General features: G+C 43.7%; 23 protein-coding genes. 5 read left to right on the forward strand and 18 right to left on the reverse strand.

Annotated elements, in window-relative coordinates; translation table 11 throughout:
* Positions 1–57: 57 nt before the first annotated feature.
* Both JOC95_RS15720 and JOC95_RS15725 read right to left on the reverse strand, forming a co-directional pair.
* Complete coding sequence (locus JOC95_RS15720; protein ID WP_204418245.1) at positions 58–585, reverse strand: DUF84 family protein; 528 nt, start codon at positions 583–585, stop codon at positions 58–60.
* Between the two features lie 69 nt (positions 586–654).
* Positions 655–1725, reverse strand: coding sequence for a M42 family metallopeptidase (locus tag JOC95_RS15725; RefSeq protein WP_224839333.1), 1071 nt, complete (start codon positions 1723–1725; stop codon positions 655–657).
* Between the two features lie 261 nt (positions 1726–1986).
* On the opposite strand from JOC95_RS15725, the gene JOC95_RS15730 reads away from it, so the two are divergent.
* Positions 1987–2298, forward strand: a complete 312-nt coding sequence (locus JOC95_RS15730; RefSeq protein ID WP_204418165.1) for a hypothetical protein — start codon at positions 1987–1989, stop codon at positions 2296–2298.
* 50 nt (positions 2299–2348) lie between these two features.
* Here the strand turns inward: JOC95_RS15730 and JOC95_RS15735 are convergent, their stop codons facing one another.
* Together JOC95_RS15735 and trmB are read right to left on the reverse strand one after the other, a co-directional pair.
* Entirely contained in the window at positions 2349–3197 is an 849-nt protein-coding gene (locus JOC95_RS15735) for a YtnP family quorum-quenching lactonase (RefSeq protein ID WP_204418166.1), read from the reverse strand.
* A 369-nt stretch (positions 3198–3566) separates the two neighbouring features.
* Positions 3567–4208, reverse strand: a complete 642-nt coding sequence (gene trmB, locus JOC95_RS15740) for a tRNA (guanosine(46)-N7)-methyltransferase TrmB (protein WP_204418167.1) — start codon at positions 4206–4208, stop codon at positions 3567–3569.
* Positions 4209–4364: 156 nt separating this feature from the next.
* Here trmB and JOC95_RS15745 point away from each other — a divergent pair, with 156 nt between their 5' ends.
* Complete coding sequence (locus JOC95_RS15745; RefSeq protein ID WP_204418168.1) at positions 4365–4643, forward strand: YtzH-like family protein; 279 nt, start codon at positions 4365–4367, stop codon at positions 4641–4643.
* On the opposite strand, the gene JOC95_RS15750 is transcribed toward JOC95_RS15745, so the two are convergent.
* From JOC95_RS15750 to thpR, 6 genes are all read right to left on the reverse strand, one after another.
* Complete coding sequence (locus JOC95_RS15750; RefSeq protein WP_204418169.1) at positions 4638–5423, reverse strand: phosphotransferase family protein; 786 nt, start codon at positions 5421–5423, stop codon at positions 4638–4640. The genes JOC95_RS15745 and JOC95_RS15750 overlap by 6 nt on opposite strands.
* A gap of 231 nt (positions 5424–5654) precedes the next feature.
* A complete protein-coding gene (gene pulA / locus JOC95_RS15755; protein WP_204418170.1) occupies positions 5655–7802 on the reverse strand; it encodes a type I pullulanase in 2148 nt (715 codons plus the stop codon).
* A 47-nt stretch (positions 7803–7849) separates the two neighbouring features.
* Positions 7850–8785 carry an NERD domain-containing protein gene (locus JOC95_RS15760; RefSeq protein ID WP_204418171.1) on the reverse strand — a complete coding sequence of 312 codons (936 nt, stop codon included), beginning with the start codon at positions 8783–8785 and terminating at the stop codon, positions 7850–7852.
* Positions 8786–8807: 22 nt separating this feature from the next.
* A complete protein-coding gene (locus JOC95_RS15765; RefSeq protein ID WP_338083109.1) occupies positions 8808–9494 on the reverse strand; it encodes an LrgB family protein in 687 nt (228 codons plus the stop codon).
* A gap of 1 nt (position 9495) precedes the next feature.
* On the reverse strand, positions 9496–9873 hold the full coding sequence (locus JOC95_RS15770) for a CidA/LrgA family protein (RefSeq protein ID WP_204418172.1): 378 nt from the start codon (positions 9871–9873) through the stop codon (positions 9496–9498).
* A gap of 9 nt (positions 9874–9882) precedes the next feature.
* Positions 9883–10443 carry an RNA 2',3'-cyclic phosphodiesterase gene (gene thpR / locus JOC95_RS15775; protein ID WP_204418173.1) on the reverse strand — a complete coding sequence of 187 codons (561 nt, stop codon included), beginning with the start codon at positions 10441–10443 and terminating at the stop codon, positions 9883–9885.
* A gap of 181 nt (positions 10444–10624) precedes the next feature.
* On the opposite strand from thpR, the gene cysK reads away from it, so the two are divergent.
* Positions 10625–11557: a cysteine synthase A gene (gene cysK / locus JOC95_RS15780; protein ID WP_204418174.1), complete on the forward strand. Its 933-nt coding sequence runs from the start codon at positions 10625–10627 to the stop codon at positions 11555–11557.
* A 320-nt stretch (positions 11558–11877) separates the two neighbouring features.
* On the opposite strand, the gene JOC95_RS15785 is transcribed toward cysK, so the two are convergent.
* From JOC95_RS15785 to JOC95_RS15800, 4 genes are all read right to left on the reverse strand, one after another.
* Positions 11878–13032 (reverse strand): MFS transporter, encoded by a 1155-nt coding sequence (locus tag JOC95_RS15785; protein ID WP_204418175.1) that lies wholly within the window; start codon positions 13030–13032, stop codon positions 11878–11880.
* Positions 13033–13135: 103 nt separating this feature from the next.
* Complete coding sequence (pepV, locus tag JOC95_RS15790) at positions 13136–14548, reverse strand: dipeptidase PepV (protein ID WP_204418176.1); 1413 nt, start codon at positions 14546–14548, stop codon at positions 13136–13138.
* 9 nt (positions 14549–14557) lie between these two features.
* Positions 14558–15697 carry an ABC transporter permease gene (locus JOC95_RS15795; RefSeq protein ID WP_204418177.1) on the reverse strand — a complete coding sequence of 380 codons (1140 nt, stop codon included), beginning with the start codon at positions 15695–15697 and terminating at the stop codon, positions 14558–14560.
* Positions 15694–16407: an ABC transporter ATP-binding protein gene (locus JOC95_RS15800; protein ID WP_204418178.1), complete on the reverse strand. Its 714-nt coding sequence runs from the start codon at positions 16405–16407 to the stop codon at positions 15694–15696. Before JOC95_RS15800 ends, JOC95_RS15795 begins: the two co-directional genes overlap by 4 nt.
* 289 nt (positions 16408–16696) lie before the next feature.
* Between JOC95_RS15800 and JOC95_RS15805 the strand changes: the two genes are divergently transcribed.
* The gene (locus JOC95_RS15805) at positions 16697–16918 is read left to right on the forward strand and encodes a DeoR family transcriptional regulator (RefSeq protein WP_204418179.1); all 222 of its coding nucleotides are present in this window, start codon (positions 16697–16699) and stop codon (positions 16916–16918) included.
* A gap of 176 nt (positions 16919–17094) precedes the next feature.
* On the opposite strand, the gene JOC95_RS15810 is transcribed toward JOC95_RS15805, so the two are convergent.
* From JOC95_RS15810 to JOC95_RS15820, 3 genes are all read right to left on the reverse strand, one after another.
* Positions 17095–17808: a pseudouridine synthase gene (locus tag JOC95_RS15810; protein ID WP_204418180.1), complete on the reverse strand. Its 714-nt coding sequence runs from the start codon at positions 17806–17808 to the stop codon at positions 17095–17097.
* A 17-nt stretch (positions 17809–17825) separates the two neighbouring features.
* Complete coding sequence (locus tag JOC95_RS15815) at positions 17826–19445, reverse strand: putative polysaccharide biosynthesis protein (protein ID WP_204418181.1); 1620 nt, start codon at positions 19443–19445, stop codon at positions 17826–17828.
* Between the two features lie 77 nt (positions 19446–19522).
* Entirely contained in the window at positions 19523–19903 is a 381-nt protein-coding gene (locus JOC95_RS15820; RefSeq protein ID WP_204418182.1) for a hypothetical protein, read from the reverse strand.
* Between the two features lie 125 nt (positions 19904–20028).
* On the opposite strand from JOC95_RS15820, the gene JOC95_RS15825 reads away from it, so the two are divergent.
* The gene (locus JOC95_RS15825) at positions 20029–21309 is read left to right on the forward strand and encodes a BaiN/RdsA family NAD(P)/FAD-dependent oxidoreductase (RefSeq protein WP_204418183.1); all 1281 of its coding nucleotides are present in this window, start codon (positions 20029–20031) and stop codon (positions 21307–21309) included.
* On the opposite strand, the gene JOC95_RS21570 is transcribed toward JOC95_RS15825, so the two are convergent.
* Positions 21292–21414, reverse strand: coding sequence for a hypothetical protein (locus tag JOC95_RS21570; RefSeq protein ID WP_263629545.1), 123 nt, complete (start codon positions 21412–21414; stop codon positions 21292–21294). The genes JOC95_RS15825 and JOC95_RS21570 overlap by 18 nt on opposite strands.
* Positions 21415–21522 lie beyond the last annotated feature (108 nt).

The raw sequence follows: 21522 nt of genomic DNA on the forward strand, positions 1-21522 counted from the left end.
AAAATAGAGGGCATACGTTTAATCTGCAGTACGCCCTCTTTCTTCCTTTGAAGCCTTCTATTTTTTTGCGTGGTTCTTGTATTGCCATTGTCCGATCAGGATCAGGCTTACGTGCTTGAACATTTCCACCCGGGAGACTGTACCGTTCGTAAAAATGCCGAGTGCCCCTTCATGCTTCCTGATACCCTCTCTATTGCAATACTGTTCCATTAAATCTCCAAGCTCCACACCCTGCTCTATGGAGTCCCTAAAACAATCGGGAAGCGGAATTCTTGCCCCGCCGGCAATAAACTCATTTCCCTCACTATCCACCAACGCACCCCAGTTACAGACCATCACCTTGGAGCCTTCATCCAATACAACTCCCCCCTCAAGGCCAATGGCTATGTCCGCGCCACTTTCCTTCAGGGTATTCCTTGCGCGCTGGATGGCTCCCCTTACCGTTTCCTCATCCGATATAGGCTGGGCACGTACACCTGAATCTACCTCATGGCTGCTCCAATTGCAGGCAATATCAAGTTGCTGCAAAGCTTCAAGGACTGCTTTATATTTGGCTGGGTTATTTGAACCGATCGCTACTTTAATCATAGGTCTTCCTTTCCTTTTAGTTTTTCCGCATTACAAAACGGTGAGTTTCCCCACCGTTCATTGTCTTTATCTATTTCTAATGCTATCGACTGTTGCTTGATCCGTTGATTTTACCAGCTTCACAATCAATTCACGTGCTGCTGCATAGTCATCTACATGAATGATGGAAGCATGTGTATGAATGTAGCGTGAGCAGATTCCGACGACCGCAGATGGTACCCCTTCATTGGAGGTATGAACTCTTCCTGCATCGGTGCCGCCTTGTGAAATGAAATATTGATATGGAATGTCATTGCTTTCCGCTGTGTCTAGGACAAAGTCCCTCATCCCGGTGTGGGTGATCATGGAGCGGTCATAGATGCGCAGCAATGCTCCTTTACCAAGATGTCCAAACTCTTTTTTATCGCCCGTCATATCATTAGCAGGCGACGCGTCCAAGGCAAAGAAAATATCAGGCTTGATCATATTGGCAGCCGTCTGGGCACCACGAAGGCCCACTTCCTCTTGCACTGTTGCGCCAGAATAAAGGACATTCGGCAACTTCTCTCCTTGAAGATCTTTAAGGAGCTCGATGGAAAGACCGCAACCATAACGATTGTCCCAAGATTTTGCCAGGATTTTCTTTTCATTTGCCATCGGTGTAAATGGACAGATCGGAACGATAGGCTGCCCCTGCTTGATGCCGATCCTTAAAGCGTCCTCTTTGTCATCGGCACCGATATCAATCAGCATGTTCTTGATTTCCATCGGCTTGCTGCGTTTTGCTTCATCCAACAAGTGCGGAGGAATGGATCCCACCACCCCAACAACGGGACCATTATCTGTCATCACCTGCACCCTTTGCGCCAATAATACCTGGCTCCACCAGCCACCAAGCGTCTGAAAGCGCAGCATTCCATTTTCCGTGATGCTAGTGACCATGAATCCTACTTCATCCATATGCCCTGCCACCATGACAGTCGGACCTGTTTCATCCCCGCGTTTAACTCCAAAGATCCCGCCTAGGCGGTCCTGTACCACTTCATCAGAATATTTCTCCAGTTCGCTGCGCATAAAGCGTCGTACATCATGCTCAAATCCTGGTGCCCCTTGCAATTCCGTCAATGTTTTAAAAAGCGATAAAGTTTCTTGATTCACAGTTTTCATCTCCCAAAAATTATTAGTTGACCTGATTATGTAAAATAAAATACTTAGGCTATTTCGTTTAGATTATCGAAATATTTTTATTATTATTGTATCGAACTTTCTGGATACTTTCCACCTTTAACATGACATTTATTTGAATAACAAGTTATACTATTATTAATGGCGAACAGGGAGGAAAATCCCACGTACTTACCAAAAATTGAAAAGGCTTACCTTTTATAGCAGTCTGATAAGAGAGAGGATGGGACTTCAATGAAATGGAAAACGTTATTACTTGGTGCCGGCATCGGAATTGCCGCAGCATACTTCTTTACGGAAGCATCCAAGCAACAGTCGATCAAACCGGAGAAAGCATTGAAAATCGCAAAAGATGCCTTCAAGAAAAAAGGTCCTGTTGACGGTTCATGGATACAGATGGTACCTGAAACCGTAATCAAGCATGACATTACCTATTCCGTATACCGTGGCGGAATATCACGAAGAATTGACAAAGTGCTGGAGCAGTATGAATTTATTGTGGATAAGAGTACCGGAGTTTTGCTGGATGTCAATCAGATTAAATGAACTTTTTAAAGGTGCCTGGTGTGGGAATACCCTGCCAGGCACCTTTCTATTTACTTTTCTCTTTCCACCTTGTCAGAGATCTCAAAATCCTTGTTCCACTTTACCGCCCGGTAGATGGCATCATGATAAAAAGTGAACCAAGCATTGCGGGCAATCCCCTCTTTAATCCATTTTTCCTTTGCATAGATCGACGTCATCGGATAATCATCATAGGCCAGTACCCAAAGGGACGGGGAATGCGCATGTGTAGGCATAAGATCAGCCATATGAAGCAGCACTTCATTCCCTTGAACCAACTCGATGATGCTGTGCCCATCACTATGTCCGCCTGTATGTATCATTTTTATCCCTTGTTCCAGTGTTACTTCCTTTTCGAATGGACGGATCTGCTCCTCGATCCCTTGCCAGTTCATTTCCCAATAGGTATTCCTTGAACGTATATTAGGATTCTTCATTTCCTCCCACTCTATGCTCGATACATGGATGCTGGCATTTGGATACAAAGAGACATATTCCTCTTTTTCTGCATCCCATCTATTCAAGCCGCAGACATGATCGAAATGAAGATGTGTCATAAGTACCATATCGATATCTTCTGTTGCCAGCCCCAGGGTTTCCAAATCTTTTTCAATGGATGACTCCTCGAGAACACCGAAGTTTCTTTTCTGCTTGTCAGAAAGCTTGCCATTCCCGATTCCTGCATCAATCAGAATATTCTTGTCACCAGTCTGCAGTAGAATTGGGTCGGTCCTAAGTTCTATCTGATTCTGTTCGTTAACAGGGTACTTCCTCGACCAAAGCGCTTTTGGCACCACCCCGAACATTGCGCCTCCATCCAGATGCGTGACTCCCCCGTTAAGCCAGGTCAGCTTCCATTGTCCAAAAGATATTGCTTCCATATTTAACTCTCCCCTCGATAGACTTGTCCTTATTTTAACAAAAGAATGAAGAAAGCGCCTTCATAATGAGGCAGCTAAAAAAATAGCCGTTTACACGGGTGATTCGGTGTTCGATTTTCCTTGGATATTTCAGATATCAACGAAAATTTTCATATATCAATGAATCCGATTGGGATATCAACGAAAATTTTCATATATCAACGAGAATTTATTTTTATCGATGAAAACAACTGAGATATCGATAAACCGCACCATCCGACAAATTTCACGCCGCCCTTGATACGCAACAAAGCACCATGTCACAAACTTTTTTCCTAAAAACCAAAATGACCGCTCCCCTGGTATACACCAAAAGAACGGCCACTATCATCAATCCTGATATTTCACTTCACAACGATAAATAGGTTGTCCCAAGCTTGAGAACTTCTCTTCATATTCCGTCATGATATTCCCCTCGTAGTCGCTGTTATGCAAGTCCAGGCTTACGTATTTCAGAAGCAGTCCATAGGACGAGAAACTCATGAGGGAGTATTCGAATAATCCTCTGTTGTCTGTTTTAAAATGAATTTCGCCTTGTTCCACCAATACCGTTTTATATAGATCTAAAAAGTCCTTATATGTCAGCCTTCTCTTTTCGTGGCGACCTTTTGGCCAAGGGTCGGAAAAGTTGAGGTAAACCTGGTTCACTTCCCCTTTTTCGAAAATCTCGGTCAGTTTCTTTGCATCCACATTCAATAGCTTCACATTCGGAATGTCAGCTGTCACTGCGCGTTCCAATGCCTTTACAATGACACTTTCGAATAATTCAATGCCTATATAATTGATATCCGGATTGGCTTTTGCCATTTCCGTAATAAAAGTCCCTTTCCCGGTACCGACCTCGATATGGATCGGATTGGAATTGCCAAACAGAGCAGCCCACTTCCCTTTGTGCTCCTCAGGATTTGGAATGCAATAGAATGCATTTTCTGCAATATAATCTTTTGCCCATGGTTTATTTCTGAATCTCATTATATGTCACCTCATATGCTAGATAGATTTTCTAATTCATCCCTATTCACAGAAAAAAATCGATCCGAAAGACCGATTCTTTTTTTGAGTATAAGAATGATTATATGACGAAAGCTAATCTTATCGTTTATTTTATTTTCAAAAGGAGTGCATGTCATGCCGTTAAATTATCATGATCAGATACACTTGTTAAAGGATATTTTGGCGGATCATCAGATTGATTGCTGCGGTTCTGTTTCTGAGTATGAACAGCTTGAACGAGTAATCAAGTCGCTGATGGTCAATTCCGAGATTGATCAAAATGTAAAAAGTGTCCTTCAGGATATATATACCTACAGTCAGGCTGGAATCAATTCAAGCAATGTCAACGAGCATGTACAGGCCCATCAAGGCCAGTTCACCAACTGGATCGACAGCATCGACCAATACTCATAGTTCAACAGGCAATAACCGTTCCAAATAATTCAGCCAGTTCATTTTTTCTTTTTCAATGTTCTTCTGATGATACCATTGAACAGAAAGAATCGTCTGGGCGATCACATACCAATGCATACGATGGCGCAAATCATCTGTAAGCTCAATGCCATAGATGGACAGCCAATCCTGCCAATCCTGTTCTGGGATGTACCAGTATAAGAGCATGCAAAGATCGATGGCAGGGTCCGCTATGACCGCCCCGTCCCAATCAATGAGGAAGAGCTCATTGCTATGTGACAACAGCCAATTGTTATGGTTCAGGTCACTATGACAGACCACTTTATCCTTATATTGTACATTAGGCATTTCTTGCAGCAGGAAGTCAAGGGATTTTTGAATCACTTCCAATGACAACAGATCCAATGCCATGCCTTTTTTAATATCAGCCAAAATGGTACTTGGCTCTACCGGTTCTTTCCCCAGTCGAGTGAGCATATCAAGGAGCTCTTTAGAGTGGTGTATTTTGTGAAGTAGTTGTGCCACTGTTTCTTTGTTCATGTCACTCGGCTTCAATTCCCTTGCGCTGATCCAATGCTGGGCCGTAATGACATCCCCGTTTTCGAGACGCTTTGTCCAAACTAATTTAGGAACAATTCCCTCTGCAGAAAGAACAGCCAAGAATGGCGATGAATTCCTTTTCAAGAAGAGTTTCTTCCCATCATTTTGAGCAAAATATGCATCTCCGGTCAAACCGCCGGCAGGACTGATTTTCCACTCATCACCTAATAAATGTTCCAACCATTTCACCTTCAATTTCAACACAACTTTTCATCAAAAATTAGACCGCCAAGCACCGGAGCGCTGAGCTGATCACTTTTATCTTTGTAATTCTTCTATAATTTTATCGGACAATACCCGCAAATGTTAATCTATAATAAAAAGCAAAAAAACAGCTATTGGATAATTCACAATAGCTATCTAATAAATTTTATCGTTATTTCCCAATTAAATCAAGTACTTCTGGAACAATTAATATTGTGCCAAAACAATAGTACTGATGGGATCGACGATTATTTCTTTTTGTATAATGGATGGTGCATCAAGGTTCACCTGTAGGTCCTTGACGAGGATCTCCCAGTCTGAATCGTCTGGCAGCGCTATTTTTTCCGGTTGCAGTGCGTTATGGAACACGACAAGCAGCTTATTCCATTTCCCGTAGGCTTTCACGTCCTGCAGCTTAAAAATAAGCAAATGCCCGTTATCTTGCGGGAATGTCAGATGCTTGTGTATTTCTGTAGCGGTGGAAAAGCGGAATGCTCCATGACTTCTCCTTAGTGCAATGAGGCCTTGTACATATGACACCTCTTTTGCGAATCTATGCTTTCTTCCCCAATCGATCCAATTTATTGTATCGGGGGATTTATAGCTGTTCTCCTCGCCTTGCTTTGTACGAAAGAACTCCTGTCCTGCATGAAGAAAAGGGATGCCTTGGGAGAGCAGGATGATGGATGTCGCGAGCATCTGCCTCCGCTGGCGGACTTCTTCTGTTTCATGGCTATTGCATATTGCCATCTTATCCCACATGGTGTGATTATCATGGGATTCCACATAATTGACCGACTGGGTGGGTTCGACGAATAACCCTCTAAAATGGGGATCCAATCCCACACTGCCCGAAAGCGTTTGCTTGAGACTCTGGATTTTATGGGTATTCCCCAATGAAAAACCCCTATCAAACAAATTGAAGGTACTGCCTTTGATGGAGTCCCTGACCATATCATTAAAAAACGCCAGGCCGGGCATTTTTTTCGCATTCATGATCATCGCCTTCTGTTCGGCTGGTAAAGGTGTATTCAATTCCCACCCTTCACCAAGGAGGATGGCACCAGGTTTATGTGTATCGATAAGCTCCTTGATGGCGTTCATCGTGGCCACATCCAAAATACCCATCAGATCGAATCGGAATCCGTCCACATCATACTCTATGATCCAATATCGGATGGAATCCAAAATGAATTTCTGTACCATTCTGCGTTCGGATGCAATATCATTGCCGACTCCCGTCCCATTGGAAGGCATCCCATGATGATCGTGGCGGAAATAATAGCCTGGCACGATCTTTTCAAAAGAGGAATCCTCCCGCACAAAAACGTGATTATATACAACGTCCATGATGACCCTTAAATCTTCTTTGTGCAACTTCCCAATGAGATTCTTCAGTTCCAGTATTCTCGAGTAGGGATCCGCGGGATCTGACGCATAGCTTCCCTCAGGGACATTGAAGAACAATGGGTTGTATCCCCAGTTATAGTCCTTATCAGGCTCTTCCTCATCAACACCGCCGAAATCATTCACAGGAAGCAGTTCCACATGGGTGACTCCCAGCTGTTTTATATAAGGAAGACCGGTAACCCCTACATCTTCAACGGGAGGGTCCTCCGTAAACGCTGCGTATTTGCCTTTTTGACTCATCCCGCTTTTTGGGTGAGAGGAAAAGTCCCTGATATGCAGTTCATAGATGATGGCATCCGTTGCACTTAGAAATGGGGGCAGTGCTGTCTTTGGCACATTGACCTTTTCCGGATTGATAATGACTCCCGCTCCGCTATTTATCGTGGTGGCCATTGCATAAGGGTCCACTGCTTCCCTCCAGATGAGATTCACACATACGAGATAAGTATATTGGAAACCCTCCAGATCGCCTTGGATAGTGATGCGCCAAATTCCTTTTTCCTCTGGGATGAGTGAATAATGGATCGGTTCCTGGCTGTCTGGAGCAAGCAGCTTTATTTTTACCGAAGTTGCGGTTGGGGCCCAAACCGTGAAGGTTGTTTCCCCAAGGTGATAGGCTGCACCCAAATCGTTTTCTTCGTAATAATAGAGTTCATCGAATGCTGCAGTCCTGATCACCGCACCAATCTGCAAATCTGTTTTTCTGCCATGCTCATCCTTCACTTTATATTTAGCTCCTATGGAAATGGGGGCATCTGCCTTGCATCTATATTTCACCGAATGCCCAAGGTTCTCTTTTTCCAAGATGTGCAAGGGCTGCTGATTCTCTTTCAATAGAAGGGTAAAGAGACTTGATTCTCCATGATGGCGGTCAGTCGGCAGTAGAATCGTAATACAATCCATCTCATCTAAATAAGCTTCAAATTCTCTTTTGATGAATATCACACCATATTCCTCCCTTCAAAAAAGGCCTAACTAAAACTAACTCCCTTTCATTTCCATTCAGGACGGTCCACATAGGTGGATTGGCAGTGGGAAAGCAATACCCCTGCCGCTTTCAACTGGTTATGTTTAAGAGGAAGTTTGTTGGCTCTCATCTTCTCAAACCACGATTCATATCCTCTTTTATCAATAACATGGATATCAGATGGCCCGTCTGTGATGTCTATATATCCGTTGTGATGCAGTAGCACCTTGGTTATAGGAAAATCAACATCATGATAGGCAAGAATATTCTTTATTATAGACCCCATTCGATTCAGGCTAATCGTTGGATTTACAATTTTTCTTTCCTTTTCCTTTTCCCTGATCGCCCAGAAGCGTTCGTTGTTTCCAAGCACCACACTGTTTTGCTCTTCTTCCATATACGTAATCGCTATGATTTCGGCAGGGGTGATGAGGATCACTTCGAGTTCAACAGGTGCGTGCTTTACTAGGAAGATAGGTTTATACATGACCAGGTAAGTATCCGGAAAGCGCTGGAGGAAATAGAGAAGCGTCGACTCCCGCTTATAGTTTTTTTGCAGATAGGACATCTCCCGGATCGTGGAACTGGCCCACTTAAGCTGCAAGGGGAGGATCGCATTCAGGAATAGCTGCTTTTTCTCCTCCGGCGACCTATCCCCTAAAAGCTTCGGCAGTTCCCACTCATCAAGTTCTTCCTCGGACTTTACCACCTTCCCGATATGAAGCTCCTCTTCCACTTCCGGCTTCTTTTTCAAAGATTGAAAAAGAGTGGTTAGTTTATTTTGCTTTAACGGCTCCTCCTCTTGAAGCGAGGACAGCTCCGTTTCTGACTGTGGATCCGGCTCCTGCTGCAGGAAGGTGTTCCACTGCTGTTTTTTTAATCGCATATATTGGCTTGGATAGCGATAAACATCCACTTCATAACGAGATATATAATCTTGCAGTTTTATTAGCTGAGCCACATGGGTTCACTCTTTTCTATATCTATAGTAAATACTGTACGGCCACAGGCAGCATAAAGGCATATACAATCGCCGATAGAATCATGCTGATTGAACTGAACGCTGCCTCTTCTTTTCCATACTCCATCGCTTTGGCCGTTCCAATGCCATGAGCGGCATTCCCATACCCTACTCCTATTCCTAAAAAATGCTCGATATGAAACATCTTTAATAGGTAAGGGCCAAAAATGGCACCCATCATCCCGCTTAATACAACAAACGCTGCTGCAAGGCTTGGAATCCCTCCAGTCATGGAAGCGATATCCATCGCTATAGGGGATGTAACCGACTTTGGAAGAAACGTTGCAGCATAAGCACGATCCAAGCCTGCCATTTTGACAAAGGCAAAGCCTGAAATAAGACCAGCTGCAATTCCGGAAGCCACTCCTGCAAATAATGGAAGCATATATTGATAGATCTTCCCACGGTTCCGGTATAAGGGATACGCCAAGGCAACCACTGCAGGACTGAGCAATTCATTGATCCATTTTCCACCGGTCATATATGTTTCATAGTGGATGTTGGTTGCCAAAAGAAGCACGATAAGCAGCATCGTAGTCGTTGCCACAGGCACTAATAGAGGCCAGCCTACATGTTCGTATATCACTTTCATTCCCATATAGGCAAGAATGGTAAGGAAGAAAAATACTATACCGATAATATAGATCACTTTATACGCCTCTCTTTTTTCTTTTATCGGCCAATTCTACGGCTTTTTGACCCACCAGTCCTGAAATGACCATGACCAGGAAAGTACTCAATAATAAAGCGAGTAAAATGAGGGATCCTTTACCCGCAAAAACGTCTGGGTATCGGATGACCCCTACAGTTGCAGGAACAAAAAATAATGGCATATATCTCAGGAGCAGACCGGACCCTTCGTCCAGCAGCCTGTCTTTTACTATTCCGCTTAACAGCAGGAAAAATAAAAGAAGCATCCCGATGATACTTCCAGGAACAGGTATCTCAAAGGTTCGTTGAATCAAAACCCCTATCCAATAAAAAAAGTAGAGGCAGGCTATCTGCAGTACAATTCTAATTCCCTTCATTTAGTTCTCCTACTCCTGTTTTAAAGGGAAAATCCCTATTTTTTCATATTTCGGCAACTTATGTAGATGCGTTTGATATAAAACAAATTCCTTTACTATAAATGTGTCCGTTCTTGCCTGGTCGCTCAAGGCTGAATTCTGTTGGAAAACAGGTCCCTGCCACTTTCTTGCCAAGGTGATATGTGGATGAAAAGACCGTCGATCCAAATCAAATCCAATCTTTTCGCACGCCTCATATACTCTATCCCTTAACAGGTTCAGTTCTGCCGATTCCACTACCCCATGCCAGAAAATCCTTGGCGATTGCGGATTTCCGAATGTCCCTAGCCCGCTCATTTTCAATGAAAAGCCACTCGCATCCTGTGCAATAGCAGTCATGGAATCTTTTATTTCAGCCATTCTTTCTTCATTTACAGCTCCGAGAAAAGCCAGGGTGATATGCAGGTCCTCCGGATGGACCCATCGAGTAAAGGCGAATTCATTTTTCAGTTCCTTCAAGTATATGGACATTTCTTCAATCAGGTATTCTGGTAATGGTATCGCAATAAAAAAATGATTTTGTGTCGACATAGTTTCATACCTTTCCTATTTTATCAAAAAGTTCCGAATTTGCGTGGTTAACAAGAACAATCGCTGCAAATGATAATAATATGTATAGTCAATTCCGTGCAGATCTATCAATTTAATCAGCATTTTATGATACAATACACAGTAATAAATGGATTAGACAGAGAAAGGTTGTGTACTTACCATGAAAGTTGTATCCAACATGGCAGATTTGATCGGGTCCACCCCATTGGTAAAATTGAACCGTATCGTTCCAAAAGGGGCAGCTACGGTCTATCTGAAATTGGAATTCTTCAATCCAAGCGGCAGTGTAAAAGACAGAGCCGCTTTCAATATGATCATCCAGGCTGAAAAGGATGGACTCATCAAGCCTGGCGATACCATCATCGAACCTACGAGCGGCAATACCGGCATCGGCTTGGCGATGAATGCGGCAGCCCGAGGTTACAGGGCTATTCTTATTATGCCAGATACCATGTCAAAAGAAAGAATCAATCTACTTAAAGCTTATGGAGCTGAGGTGGTTTTAACTCCCGGTGATGAAAAAATGCCAGGCGCCATCAATAAAGCGAAGGAGCTTGTAAAAGAAATTCCCAATAGCTTCATGCCGATGCAGTTCGAAAACCATGCCAATTCCGATGCCCACCGCAAATCGACGGCACTCGAGATCATTGATGGCATGAATCAGATCGGCAAGCCGCTCTCAGCCTTTGTTGCGACTGCAGGAACCGGCGGAACGATCACTGGTACGGGGGAAGAACTGAAGAAACACTACAAAGATCTGACCGTCCATGTCGTGGAGCCAGCAGGATCACCTGTCCTGAGTGGGGGAAAGCCCGGAAAGCATAAACTGGTCGGCACAAGCCCAGGATTCATCCCCGACATATTAAATCAGGAAGTCTATGATGAGATATTTAAAATAGAGGACGAGGACGCGTATGAAATCACCCGCCAGCTAGCTGCATTAGAGGGCATCCTTGTCGGACCATCTTCCGGGGCAGCTTGCTACTCAGCCATACAAGTGGCCAAACGTCTCACCGAGGACGATGTAGTGGTGTGCATAGCTTGCGATACAGGGGAAAGATATTTATCGACGGATCTGTTTGATTTCCAATGACTTTTTGAAAAATGTATGTGAGGGGCTTTTCGCGACATGTGAAAAGCCCTTTTTTTGTTTGTGATGGACTTTTTGGGCTTTGGTTGGCGTGGAAAGGTCCTTCATAGGCTTTATGATGGACCTTTTGCCACTCCCTTACCCTTAAAAGGTTCTTCATTCGGCTTATGATGGACCTTTTGCCTCCCCTTCACCCTGAAAAGGTCCTTCATAGGCTTTATGATGGACCTTTTGCCACTCAATCCCCACACAAAAGTCCTTCATGCAGCAACACCAAAAAAAGCTGCCCGTAAAATATCCGGACAGCACACTTTCGAATTCAATTAAGCCTCCGCCAGCGCACGCTCATCGGCTTGTCTGATATATAGGATCAAACCAAGTCCTGCGAATGTTAACATCCCGAAAAAGAGATAAACGTAAGCAACGGAGAAGTATTCTGCAATATATCCACCAAGGAACGTACAGAACCAGCTGCCAAGACCGTTCCCAACGGCTGTATAAAGACTGACGGCTGTTGCCCGGACGTTGACTGGCGCAATGTCGCGGACATATTGCATCGCAGCGGGAATGAAGAGTCCGACTGAAAAGCCTTGCGCAATGGTGGTGGCATACACGATGTATAATGGCGGTTCAAAAAAATAGAAAACCCAGCGAAGCGCAGATACCAATGCGGCACTGATCATGATGGAGTGCAGGCCGAACCTGGATATCCATTTACCTGCAAACCTCATGAAAGGCGCCTCACTCCCTGCAGCCAACAGGAAGGCAATCCCTACACCTGTCACCGTGCCCCCTATATCAGTGATGAACAATCCGAAATAGAAGTTATTCGCAAAGACCGGACCGAATATCAGGAACGTAGTAATAAGGAACAATACAAATTTGGGCATTCTCATCAAAGTGCCTATTCCATCCCTGATATTCACGTTCATCGCCTGGCTTTCTTTCGGCAGGAAGAAAACCACCAGCATGGCTATGAACAGGCCGATGGCAAATACATAGAAAATGACTGTCAGAGAAAAATATTCCGATAGTTTCCCGGAAACAAGGACCGCTATCGCGAATCCGACTGCTCCCCACAACCGGATGGAGCCGTAATTCCCTTTAGTCTTTTGCACATAATTCAAGGTGATGCTATCGGAAATCGGCACAAGCGCACTTTGGGAAAATGCCAGTAGGAATGCGATGACAAGCAATCCTGCATAGCTTCCGACAAAGGCAAAGACAAAGCCGGCCAATCCTGTAAAAAACAATGTGCCAATCAGGATCTGCCTTGGCTTTTGTGTATAATCACTGAACACTCCCCACATCGGTTGTATGAGGATCATTACAACCGGACTGATCGACATGATCATGCCGATCTGTGAGCCCGATAGCCCGACATCCTCCTTGAGATATACCGTTAACAACGGGAATAGAGCGCCAAAACTGAAGAATACGAGAAAATAAAAGCTGTAAAAGTACCGGTTTGTAGACATTGTATGATGAACCTTCTTTCTTGCTGATATATAGCGAAAAGGTTACCAGCTAAAGAAGTCTGGTAACCTTTTCATTCTATCACAATCTTTTTTTTACATCAGATTATTTTGCAAGCTCATAGATCGCTTGAGCATAAATTGCTGTAGCCTTCACCAAGTCCTCGATAAAAATATGCTCATCCTTCTGATGGGCAACATCCTCGCGTCCAGGGAAAAGTGGTCCGAATGCAACACCGGCCTCAAGCGATCTTGCATAAGTGCCGCCACCGATGGACAAGAGCTTCGCCTTTTCCCCTGTCTGCTCCTCATATACCTTCTGGAGGGCCTGAATCAGTTCATGGTCTTTCGGTACGTGATGCGGAGGTGCCACTTCGTATTTCAATAACTCAAAGCCGCCCTCTTCTGCTGCTGCGTTTATTTTCCCGCGAGCTGCTTCTACATCGCACGTCACCGGGAAGCGAATATTTACTCCGAGTGTACCTCCTGTGGATTGGCTATAGGAAAATACACCGGTGTTAACGGTCAAATCACCTGTTATGTCATCTTGGAACGCAATGCCCAGCTTTTTCCCTCTGGAGTCGAATGCCAGTTTTTCAGTAACAAAAGAGACAAATGCCGCACCATCGGCATCCAATGCAAGGGAATGAAGGAACTCTGCCAGATGATACCCTGCATTATTTCCGTTGTCAGGCTCCATCGCGTGCGCAGAAACTCCTTTGATGGAAAGGAACAGCGCATACCCCTCTTTTGTATAGCCGCCTTCTAGACCCTTTGCTTCAATGAATCGATTAAAGCTATGCGTAGCTTCCTCCAGGCTGCCTGACAATTCCAATGTCGCCTTCGCGTGGTCGGGAACCATATTCAGACGTCTCCCTGAATCAAACGATAGCAGAGTGGCAGTTCCAGTTGGCTTACCTTCAATTTGTTTTAGCTTCAGACGGATATCCCCAAGTCCTTTTTCCGCATAGATGATTGGAAAGTCTGCATCAGGAGCAAAGCCCATCGTCGGCATTTCCTCGTTTTTGAAATAGTGGTCCACACACTGCCAGCTGCTTTCTTCATCCGTACCGATAATGATGCGCACGCGTTTTGATAAAGGAAGACCAAGCTCCTTCACTATTTTCAAGGCATAATAGGCCGCCATTGTAGGACCTTTGTCGTCAATGGCGCCACGGGCAAAAATTTTCCCGTCACGGATGGAGGCACTGAATGGGGCATCTGTCCAGCCATCGCCTTCCGGAACCACATCCACATGACAGAGAATCCCAACTAGCTCATCCCCTTGTCCGTGCTCGATGTGTCCGGCATAATGATCAACGTTCTTTGTAATAAATCCATCTTCTTTCCCTATATGTAACAAGTATTGAAGCGCCTCTTCAATCCCTTTTCCAAACGGTGCTTCAGGGGATGCCTCTTCTTCATTCAGCACGCTGTTTATCCTTAAGAATGATTGAGTATCCTTAATGAGCGCTTCCTTTCTTTTTTCCACTTCATCCAGCCAATTGATCTTGGTCATTTTATACGATCATCCCTTCCATAAAAAATGAAACATTGCATTCATCAATAGGACAAAGCCGACTATACCCAATGCCGGATAATAGAGCCATCTTGTGACCGCATCCTGAAAGTGCTCCTTTAATATCCCTTTACCTTTATACAGGTTTAAGAAAGGGTGGGCAGTCAGTTCATCATATACTATATTTAACCACTCTTTCATGAAAAAGAAAAATGCGATAAACAATCCAAACTTCATCCATAGGGGCATATAGATCATCACCGCAATCGTGATGCCAATGATCTTCAGATAGGACGAGACATGCCGCAAATTCCTTAGTAAGTATTTGAAAAACAGTTCCGCAAGGGCATTTTCCGGACGGCGGTCCGTAAAAATCCTTTGGGACTTTCTGAATAATAAAGGCCTTGTCCGTTTGGAAGCCTTCGGAATATGGACGTACTCGGACATGGCGAACATCATCCCGACATACTTTTGCTTTATCTTCTCGTTTTCCGATACATCAAAATCAAAGCTATCCGCTTTCCAATATACATAGTGAGTAGCTGCAACCATGAGCAGAAGCGTGACATTCAAGGAGATACCGAGGGCACTCTTCAATGATAAATAAAAGAATGCTCCACCAAGAACAAAAACGGCAATGCTTATCAATCTGTTACTCCAGCTTTTCCATCTCAAATCAATCAGCTGGCCTATGATGATCAACAAAAGTCGTGTTAACACAATGTAGGTGATATAAGGAAGAAAAGAAAAGGCACCCGGCTCCACCGTATCAAGCAAAAGAAAAGACACACACCCGATCAGAATGGATATCACAGTATTCTTCAATAGGGAGACACAGATGCTAAAACCTTTTATAGACTGGGGGACATCTTTCCGGTGAATAAAAAAATAACTATCCGCTGCTTCCACAAAGATCCTGATACTGCCATTATTTAGTAAAAGATAGATAAGTAGTATAGTCAGGCCAAAAGGTAATTGACTGATTATTTCAACTATTTCAGGAATCGAGTCATAAACCATTGCCCCTACAAATAGGATGGTAAGGAAAATATAGAACAAAATGGTCCAGTCCATGACGACCTTGATGTTCTTCCATTGATACTCCCGGTCCTTCCTATAGCGGTACCGGAACAGTGCACTTCCACTCATCGGGATGCGCTCCTTGATGAGAGGGTGTAGAAACAATCAAGAAGAGAACCTTCAGGCAACCCGCATTCCCTCTGAATATCCTGTAAAGTACCAGAAGATTTCACCTTTCCATCCGAAAGAAGCACAAACCGGTCACAGATTCGCTCCGCGGTGTCAAGTACATGCGTACACATCAGAATGCCTGCGCCTCTTTTCTGCTCTTTTTCAAAAAGCAGTAGCAGATCCTTTGTTGCAATCGGGTCGAGGCCAATGAACGGTTCATCTACCACATATAAGGAAGGCTGTGATAGGAAGGCAAATATCAGCATTGATTTTTGCTGCATCCCTTTCGAGAAGGTCGCAGGTGAGTCATGAATAACATGTTTCAAATCAAACAAATCAAGCAGCTCATCCACTCTAGGCTTCCACTCCGACTCTGGAAGTTCCATCAAGGATGCCATCAGATCTATATGCTCCCATAGAGTCATATCGTAATAGAACACCGGCTTTTCGGGGATATATGCAAAAGAATTATCCGATGGGAGTTTTATTTCCCCTTCATAAAAAGGATTCATGCCAAGGAGAGTCTTAATGGAGGTGCTCTTTCCCGCCCCATTAGGCCCAATAAGTCCAACCATTTCTCCTGCATTCACGGTTAATGCTATATTTTCCACTACCTTCATTTCATCATCATAGCCAGCTCGTTTCAAATGTAAAGTCATCAAGTTCATATTTCTTGCCTCCTCCATTCATTTATACGGAACTTCAGGGACAAGGTTTCGAATTTTCAAAAAAAAGCTGGCACAATGTTGTCGATTAATGTAAAATCATGGATAAGGAATAATAATCCAATTTTATCATAGGAATGTCACATTTTTTGTTAAAATTGTGTAAATAGCATCATTATTCTAGAATTTTTTATGTATAATCGTGTACAATATAAACTAACTTAATACTAAACACCTACCATCAAGAATTATCTAGTAGTAACACGTTAAATACCGGATAAGGAGTGGTTTTTTGAAACCTTCAACAAACCGTATGCTAACCCGTATTAAAGCCGTCTACATGTTTATTCATGAGAAAGGGACTGTGTCCACACAGCAGTTGGTCGATGAATTTGGGATCACCCCCCGAACCGTCCAGCGTGATTTAAATGTGTTAGCTTTTAATGGTCTTGTTCAAAGCCCCACTAAAGGTAAATGGGCTACTACAGAAAAGAAGGTCAGGTTGTCGTCTTAACGTTACATAGATATAATAATTTGCATATTGCGTGGAAAAGGAATCGATCCGAGCGGAGTCGGTTCTTTTTGTTGTCTTTGCAAAGTTAGACAAAATAAAAACAGGAAGGAGAAGATCTCCAGCCTGTTTTATCTTGTATTACTCTACATCAGTTGCTTCTGTAACCTTCTTAGAGATTACCTATTCTCTTTTAAGAGTTCCACTTCTTCATCCGTCAGTTCCCTGTATTCACCGAGTTCGAGATCTGGATCGAGTTCCAGCGGTCCCATACTGAGCCTCTTCAGATAGGTAACCGTTTTTCCGACTGCCTGGAACATTCTTTTCACTTGATGGAATTTCCCCTCGACGATGGTGACTTCTATTTCGGATTGAGGACCGGCAGAAAGTATCTTCAGCTCGGCAGGCAAGGTTTCGTAGCCATCATCCAAGGTGACACCTTCACGGAATGATGCAATGTCCTCTTCCGTTACTTCTCCGTCAATTTTTGCATAATAAGTCTTGGGAACATGCTTTTTCGGTGAAAGCAGCTGATGAGCAAGCTGGCCATCATTGGTCAGGAGCAGAAATCCTTCCGTATCCTTATCAAGCCGTCCCACCGGAAAAGGTTCAAAAATCTTATCTTCCTCTTGTAAAATATCCACAACCGTTTCCTGTCTGTGGTCCTCGGTTGCCGACAAGAATCCAGGAGGTTTATGCATCATCAAGTAGATGAACTCGCGGTATTCCACCACATCATCCAATACCGTCACTTCTTGTTCCTCGGGCTCCACATGAACCTTTGCATCCTTCACTACCTTGCCGTCCACTTTTACAACGCCTGTCTTCAACAGCTTCTTCACTTCTTTACGGGTTCCATAGCCGCTGTTTGCCAATAGTTTATCTAATCTCATAGTTAACTCCTTTGATATTAAAGGCCTCTTTCACCTGTTTTTCTATTTAAAAACGGAAATCTGTTCCCGAAAAGGTACATTAATAAATTGCTGCGATAGCTTAGGAAGAAATAGATTCCCGCTCCAACAGCTGCACTAATGAATATCACGATAATTGCCTGCAAGCGGCCATCGCTGTATGGAATGAATCCTTCCAATAACTGAAGTACGATAAACACTCCCACTATCATCGCAATATTGAAAATGGCCATCAGCATCGTTCTTCTGAACACGATGGAATAGTCGAACCCTGTGTATTTTTTAATTGCCCATAAGTTCATTACTACACTTGCAGTATACCCGATTCCGGTTGCGACAATCGATCCTTCTGCACCCATGAGGTAAATAAGCGGGAAGTTAAGCACAAGCTTCAACCCTATCCCAAGCGCCAATCCATAGACTGTATACTTCTGGCGGTTGATTCCTTGCAGGACTGATGCCGTTACTGTGAAAATTGCCAGCGGGATCGCAGTAGGAGCGTACCAGGTCAGCAAATATCCACCAAGTTCATCGTATGAATAAAAGGCTGCGTATGCCGGCCCACCGAGTATGGAAAGACCGATGCAAGCTGGCAATGTTAAGTAAAGCAGAATTTGAAACGTCTTGCTCATCTGACGATGCAGGACATCCTGGTCATTGCTGATAAATGACCTGGTGATCGCAGGCAATAATGACAAGGCGAAAGCAGTAGCAAGCGTGATTGGGATCATGACAAGCTTTTGGCCGTAATTGTTGATGATTGCAAAAGCATCACCGGAATTGGCATACCCGGCCATCGCCATTATTTTGTTAAAACTGAAGGTATCGACCAATTGATATAGTGGCATGGCAAGCCCGACAAATACGAAAGGAGCCGCATAAAGGACTATTTCCTTGTACATTTCCTTGTAGGATATATCCATGGTACCCTTATCCTTCTCCAAAAGGGTGTCCAGATGCTTTTTCCTGCTGAACCAGTACCATATGAGTATGGCAAGTCCAGCGACCGCCCCGATAAACGCACCAAAAGTGGCATAACCAATTGCGGTAGGCAGACTACCTTTTGTTACCTTCATGATTATATATACACTGCCCAACAAGAATATAATCCTTGCGAGCTGCTCTACAACTTGTGATACGGCTGTCGGCCCCATTGATTCATGGCCTTGAAAAAATCCCCTTATCAAACTCATGACAGGTACCAGTAATAGGGCAAAACTGACCATTCTGATTACCAATGTTATATCATCATAGGAGTGCTTACTGCCTTCATTGATGATCATCGGTGAGAACACCGGTGCAAGGAGATATAGTACGAGAAAGGAAACGACACCTGTTATGCTCATTAATAGAATACCGGAGCGGAACAGCTTTCTCCCTACTGCGTACTCTTCCAAAGCATTATATTTAGCGACGAACTTTGATACCGCCAATGGCACGCCCATTGTTGCCACACTCAAAACAACTGAGTAGAGAACATAGGCATACGTATATAATTCTCCCCCGCTCTTTCCTACCAAAGTATAGAACGGAAAAATATAGACTAATCCTAACACCCTGGAAAGCATCGTTCCCAAAGTTAAAATAAACGTACCTCTTAATATATTCGATGTTGACATAAAATCCCTACCTACTATATGTAACTTTTTGTCTAACCTTAGTATTTTACCATAAAGGGTGTTGACGTGTATGTTTTTTACCAGCCTGCAAGGACGCTTCTATCGAGAGAAATCCTGGAAAAAGCGATGAATGGCGTGTCATCTTCCAAGTTTTCGAATGCCTCTTTGCAAATGACTACTTTAAACTCCCCATAAGCATCCGCCTCGAGAAGAAGCCGGCCTGCTTCCTCGCGGGAAAAAAGAACCCCGAATTCATCTTTGTCATTTATCCTCGCACAAAAAATGTAAGCATCCATCTCTTTTTCATAGAGCCATGCATAAGAATATTTATTTATTTTTGTCGGAATGAGATCATCTAATGATGGTATGGACAAGAGCAGAACGGGGATACCCCCATCAATGGTCCATCCACCGTCTTCTGGATGATGCGCTTCGGTTATATTTGGTGAATAATTCATTGTATACCCCTTTTTCGTTAACTTTATCTCTCAAAATCATACGGAAAGATGTCTATTTTGTCCAACATCCGTTTACAGTATATAATAAAGGATAGGTTTTCTAAATTTAGTTGGTTGGTGAAAAGATGAAATATGATGTAATAATAATTGGCGGCGGTCCGTCCGGTCTGATGGCCTCGATCGCTGCAGCGGAACAGAAAGCACGTGTCCTTCTGTTGGATAAAGGTAATAAGCTTGGCAGAAAGCTGGCTATCTCAGGCGGCGGGCGTTGTAATGTAACAAACAGGCTTCCAGTCGATGAGATTATCAAGCATATTCCCGGTAACGGAAGATTCCTATACAGTGCGTTTTCAGAGTTTAGTAATGAAGATATCATCAAGTTCTTTGAGGGACTTGGCATTCAATTGAAAGAGGAGGACCATGGCCGCATGTTCCCTGTGACCGACAAGGCCCAAAGTGTCGTGGATGCTCTTTTGGATAAAATGAAACAACTGAAAGTGGAAATCCGGACAAATACCGCAGTTGAAACGGTGGAATATGAAGAGGACCGAACGAAAGGGGTCCTGTTGAAAAACGGGGAATTCATCGAGTCCACATGTGTCGTCATTGCGGTTGGCGGAAAATCGGTACCACATACAGGCTCTACAGGAGACGGATACCCTTGGGCAAAAAAAGCGGGACACACAGTGACTGACCTTTTCCCGACAGAAGTGCCATTGACTTCGACTGAGCCTTTTATCCGAGAAAAACGACTGCAAGGGCTCTCTTTACGAGATGTTGCGCTAAGTGTATTGAATCCAAAGGGAAAAGTGGTCAAAACACATCAAATGGATATGATATTCACTCATTTTGGTGTGTCAGGCCCGGCTGTATTGCGCTGCAGCCAGTATGTGGTCAAAACGATGAAGAAATTCAATGTCCGATCCGTGACGATGAGCCTGGATGTCCTTCCAAGCATCAATGAGGAGCAAGTATTCCAGGAGCTTCACAATCTGTTGAAGGACGAACCCAAAAAAGCCATTAAGAATGTACTTAAAGGCATTGTGCCGGAGCGATACTTATTATTTTTGTTGGAGCAATGTGGGATTGATGAACAGGAAATCGGTGCAACACTAGCCCATGAAAAAATAAGGGAACTCGCGAAAATGTGCAAGCAATTCCGATTTGAAGTATCCGGTACCTTATCAATCGAAAAGGCATTCGTGACCGGCGGAGGTGTTTCTGTAAAAGAGATCCATCCAAAAGAGATGGCTTCCAAACAGAAAGACGGATTATATTTTTGCGGGGAAGTACTTGATATCCATGGATATACTGGTGGGTACAACATTACTTCTGCTCTGGTTACCGGAAGGCTGGCAGGCTTGAACGCCGGGAAAAAAGCGGCAAGCCTACGCAGTTACCATTAATACAAACGAGAATACTAGTCCAAGTCCGACTCCATACATGGCGAATTCATTCATAAATGATTTTTCCTCTGTCATTACCGTTTCGTTTTGAGTGTGGTGGTTCATGGTCCATCCATCCTTTCGGGTTATGTTATTTGATTAGACGATAGGCACTAATAATTGTTACAGCTTTTTAATAATTGTTTCTGGTTTTTAATAAGTTACTTATCTCTA

The sequence above is a fragment of the Sutcliffiella tianshenii genome (assembly GCF_016908565.1).
Classification (GTDB): Bacteria; Bacillota; Bacilli; order Bacillales; family Bacillaceae_I; genus Sutcliffiella_A; species Sutcliffiella_A tianshenii.

Bases quoted from the DNA above. Each gene is read 5' to 3' on its own strand.
- JOC95_RS15825 (WP_204418183.1), top strand. From the start codon at position 20,029: ATGAAATATGATGTAATAATAATTGGCGGCGGTCCGTCCGGTCTGATG.
- thpR (WP_204418173.1), bottom strand. From the start codon at position 10,443: ATGTCGACACAAAATCATTTTTTTATTGCGATACCATTACCAGAATAC.
- JOC95_RS15820 (WP_204418182.1), bottom strand. From the start codon at position 19,903: ATGAATTATTCACCAAATATAACCGAAGCGCATCATCCAGAAGACGGT.
- JOC95_RS15815 (WP_204418181.1), bottom strand. From the start codon at position 19,445: ATGTCAACATCGAATATATTAAGAGGTACGTTTATTTTAACTTTGGGA.
- trmB (WP_204418167.1), bottom strand. From the start codon at position 4,208: ATGAGATTCAGAAATAAACCATGGGCAAAAGATTATATTGCAGAAAAT.
- JOC95_RS15735 (WP_204418166.1), bottom strand. From the start codon at position 3,197: ATGGAAGCAATATCTTTTGGACAATGGAAGCTGACCTGGCTTAACGGG.
- JOC95_RS15810 (WP_204418180.1), bottom strand. From the start codon at position 17,808: ATGAGATTAGATAAACTATTGGCAAACAGCGGCTATGGAACCCGTAAA.
- pepV (WP_204418176.1), bottom strand. From the start codon at position 14,548: ATGACCAAGATCAATTGGCTGGATGAAGTGGAAAAAAGAAAGGAAGCG.
- JOC95_RS21570 (WP_263629545.1), bottom strand. From the start codon at position 21,414: ATGAACCACCACACTCAAAACGAAACGGTAATGACAGAGGAAAAATCA.
- JOC95_RS15795 (WP_204418177.1), bottom strand. From the start codon at position 15,697: ATGAGTGGAAGTGCACTGTTCCGGTACCGCTATAGGAAGGACCGGGAG.
- JOC95_RS15800 (WP_204418178.1), bottom strand. From the start codon at position 16,407: ATGAACTTGATGACTTTACATTTGAAACGAGCTGGCTATGATGATGAA.
- JOC95_RS15770 (WP_204418172.1), bottom strand. From the start codon at position 9,873: ATGAAGGGAATTAGAATTGTACTGCAGATAGCCTGCCTCTACTTTTTT.
- cysK (WP_204418174.1), top strand. From the start codon at position 10,625: ATGAAAGTTGTATCCAACATGGCAGATTTGATCGGGTCCACCCCATTG.
- JOC95_RS15745 (WP_204418168.1), top strand. From the start codon at position 4,365: ATGCCGTTAAATTATCATGATCAGATACACTTGTTAAAGGATATTTTG.
- JOC95_RS15730 (WP_204418165.1), top strand. From the start codon at position 1,987: ATGAAATGGAAAACGTTATTACTTGGTGCCGGCATCGGAATTGCCGCA.
- JOC95_RS15785 (WP_204418175.1), bottom strand. From the start codon at position 13,032: ATGTCTACAAACCGGTACTTTTACAGCTTTTATTTTCTCGTATTCTTC.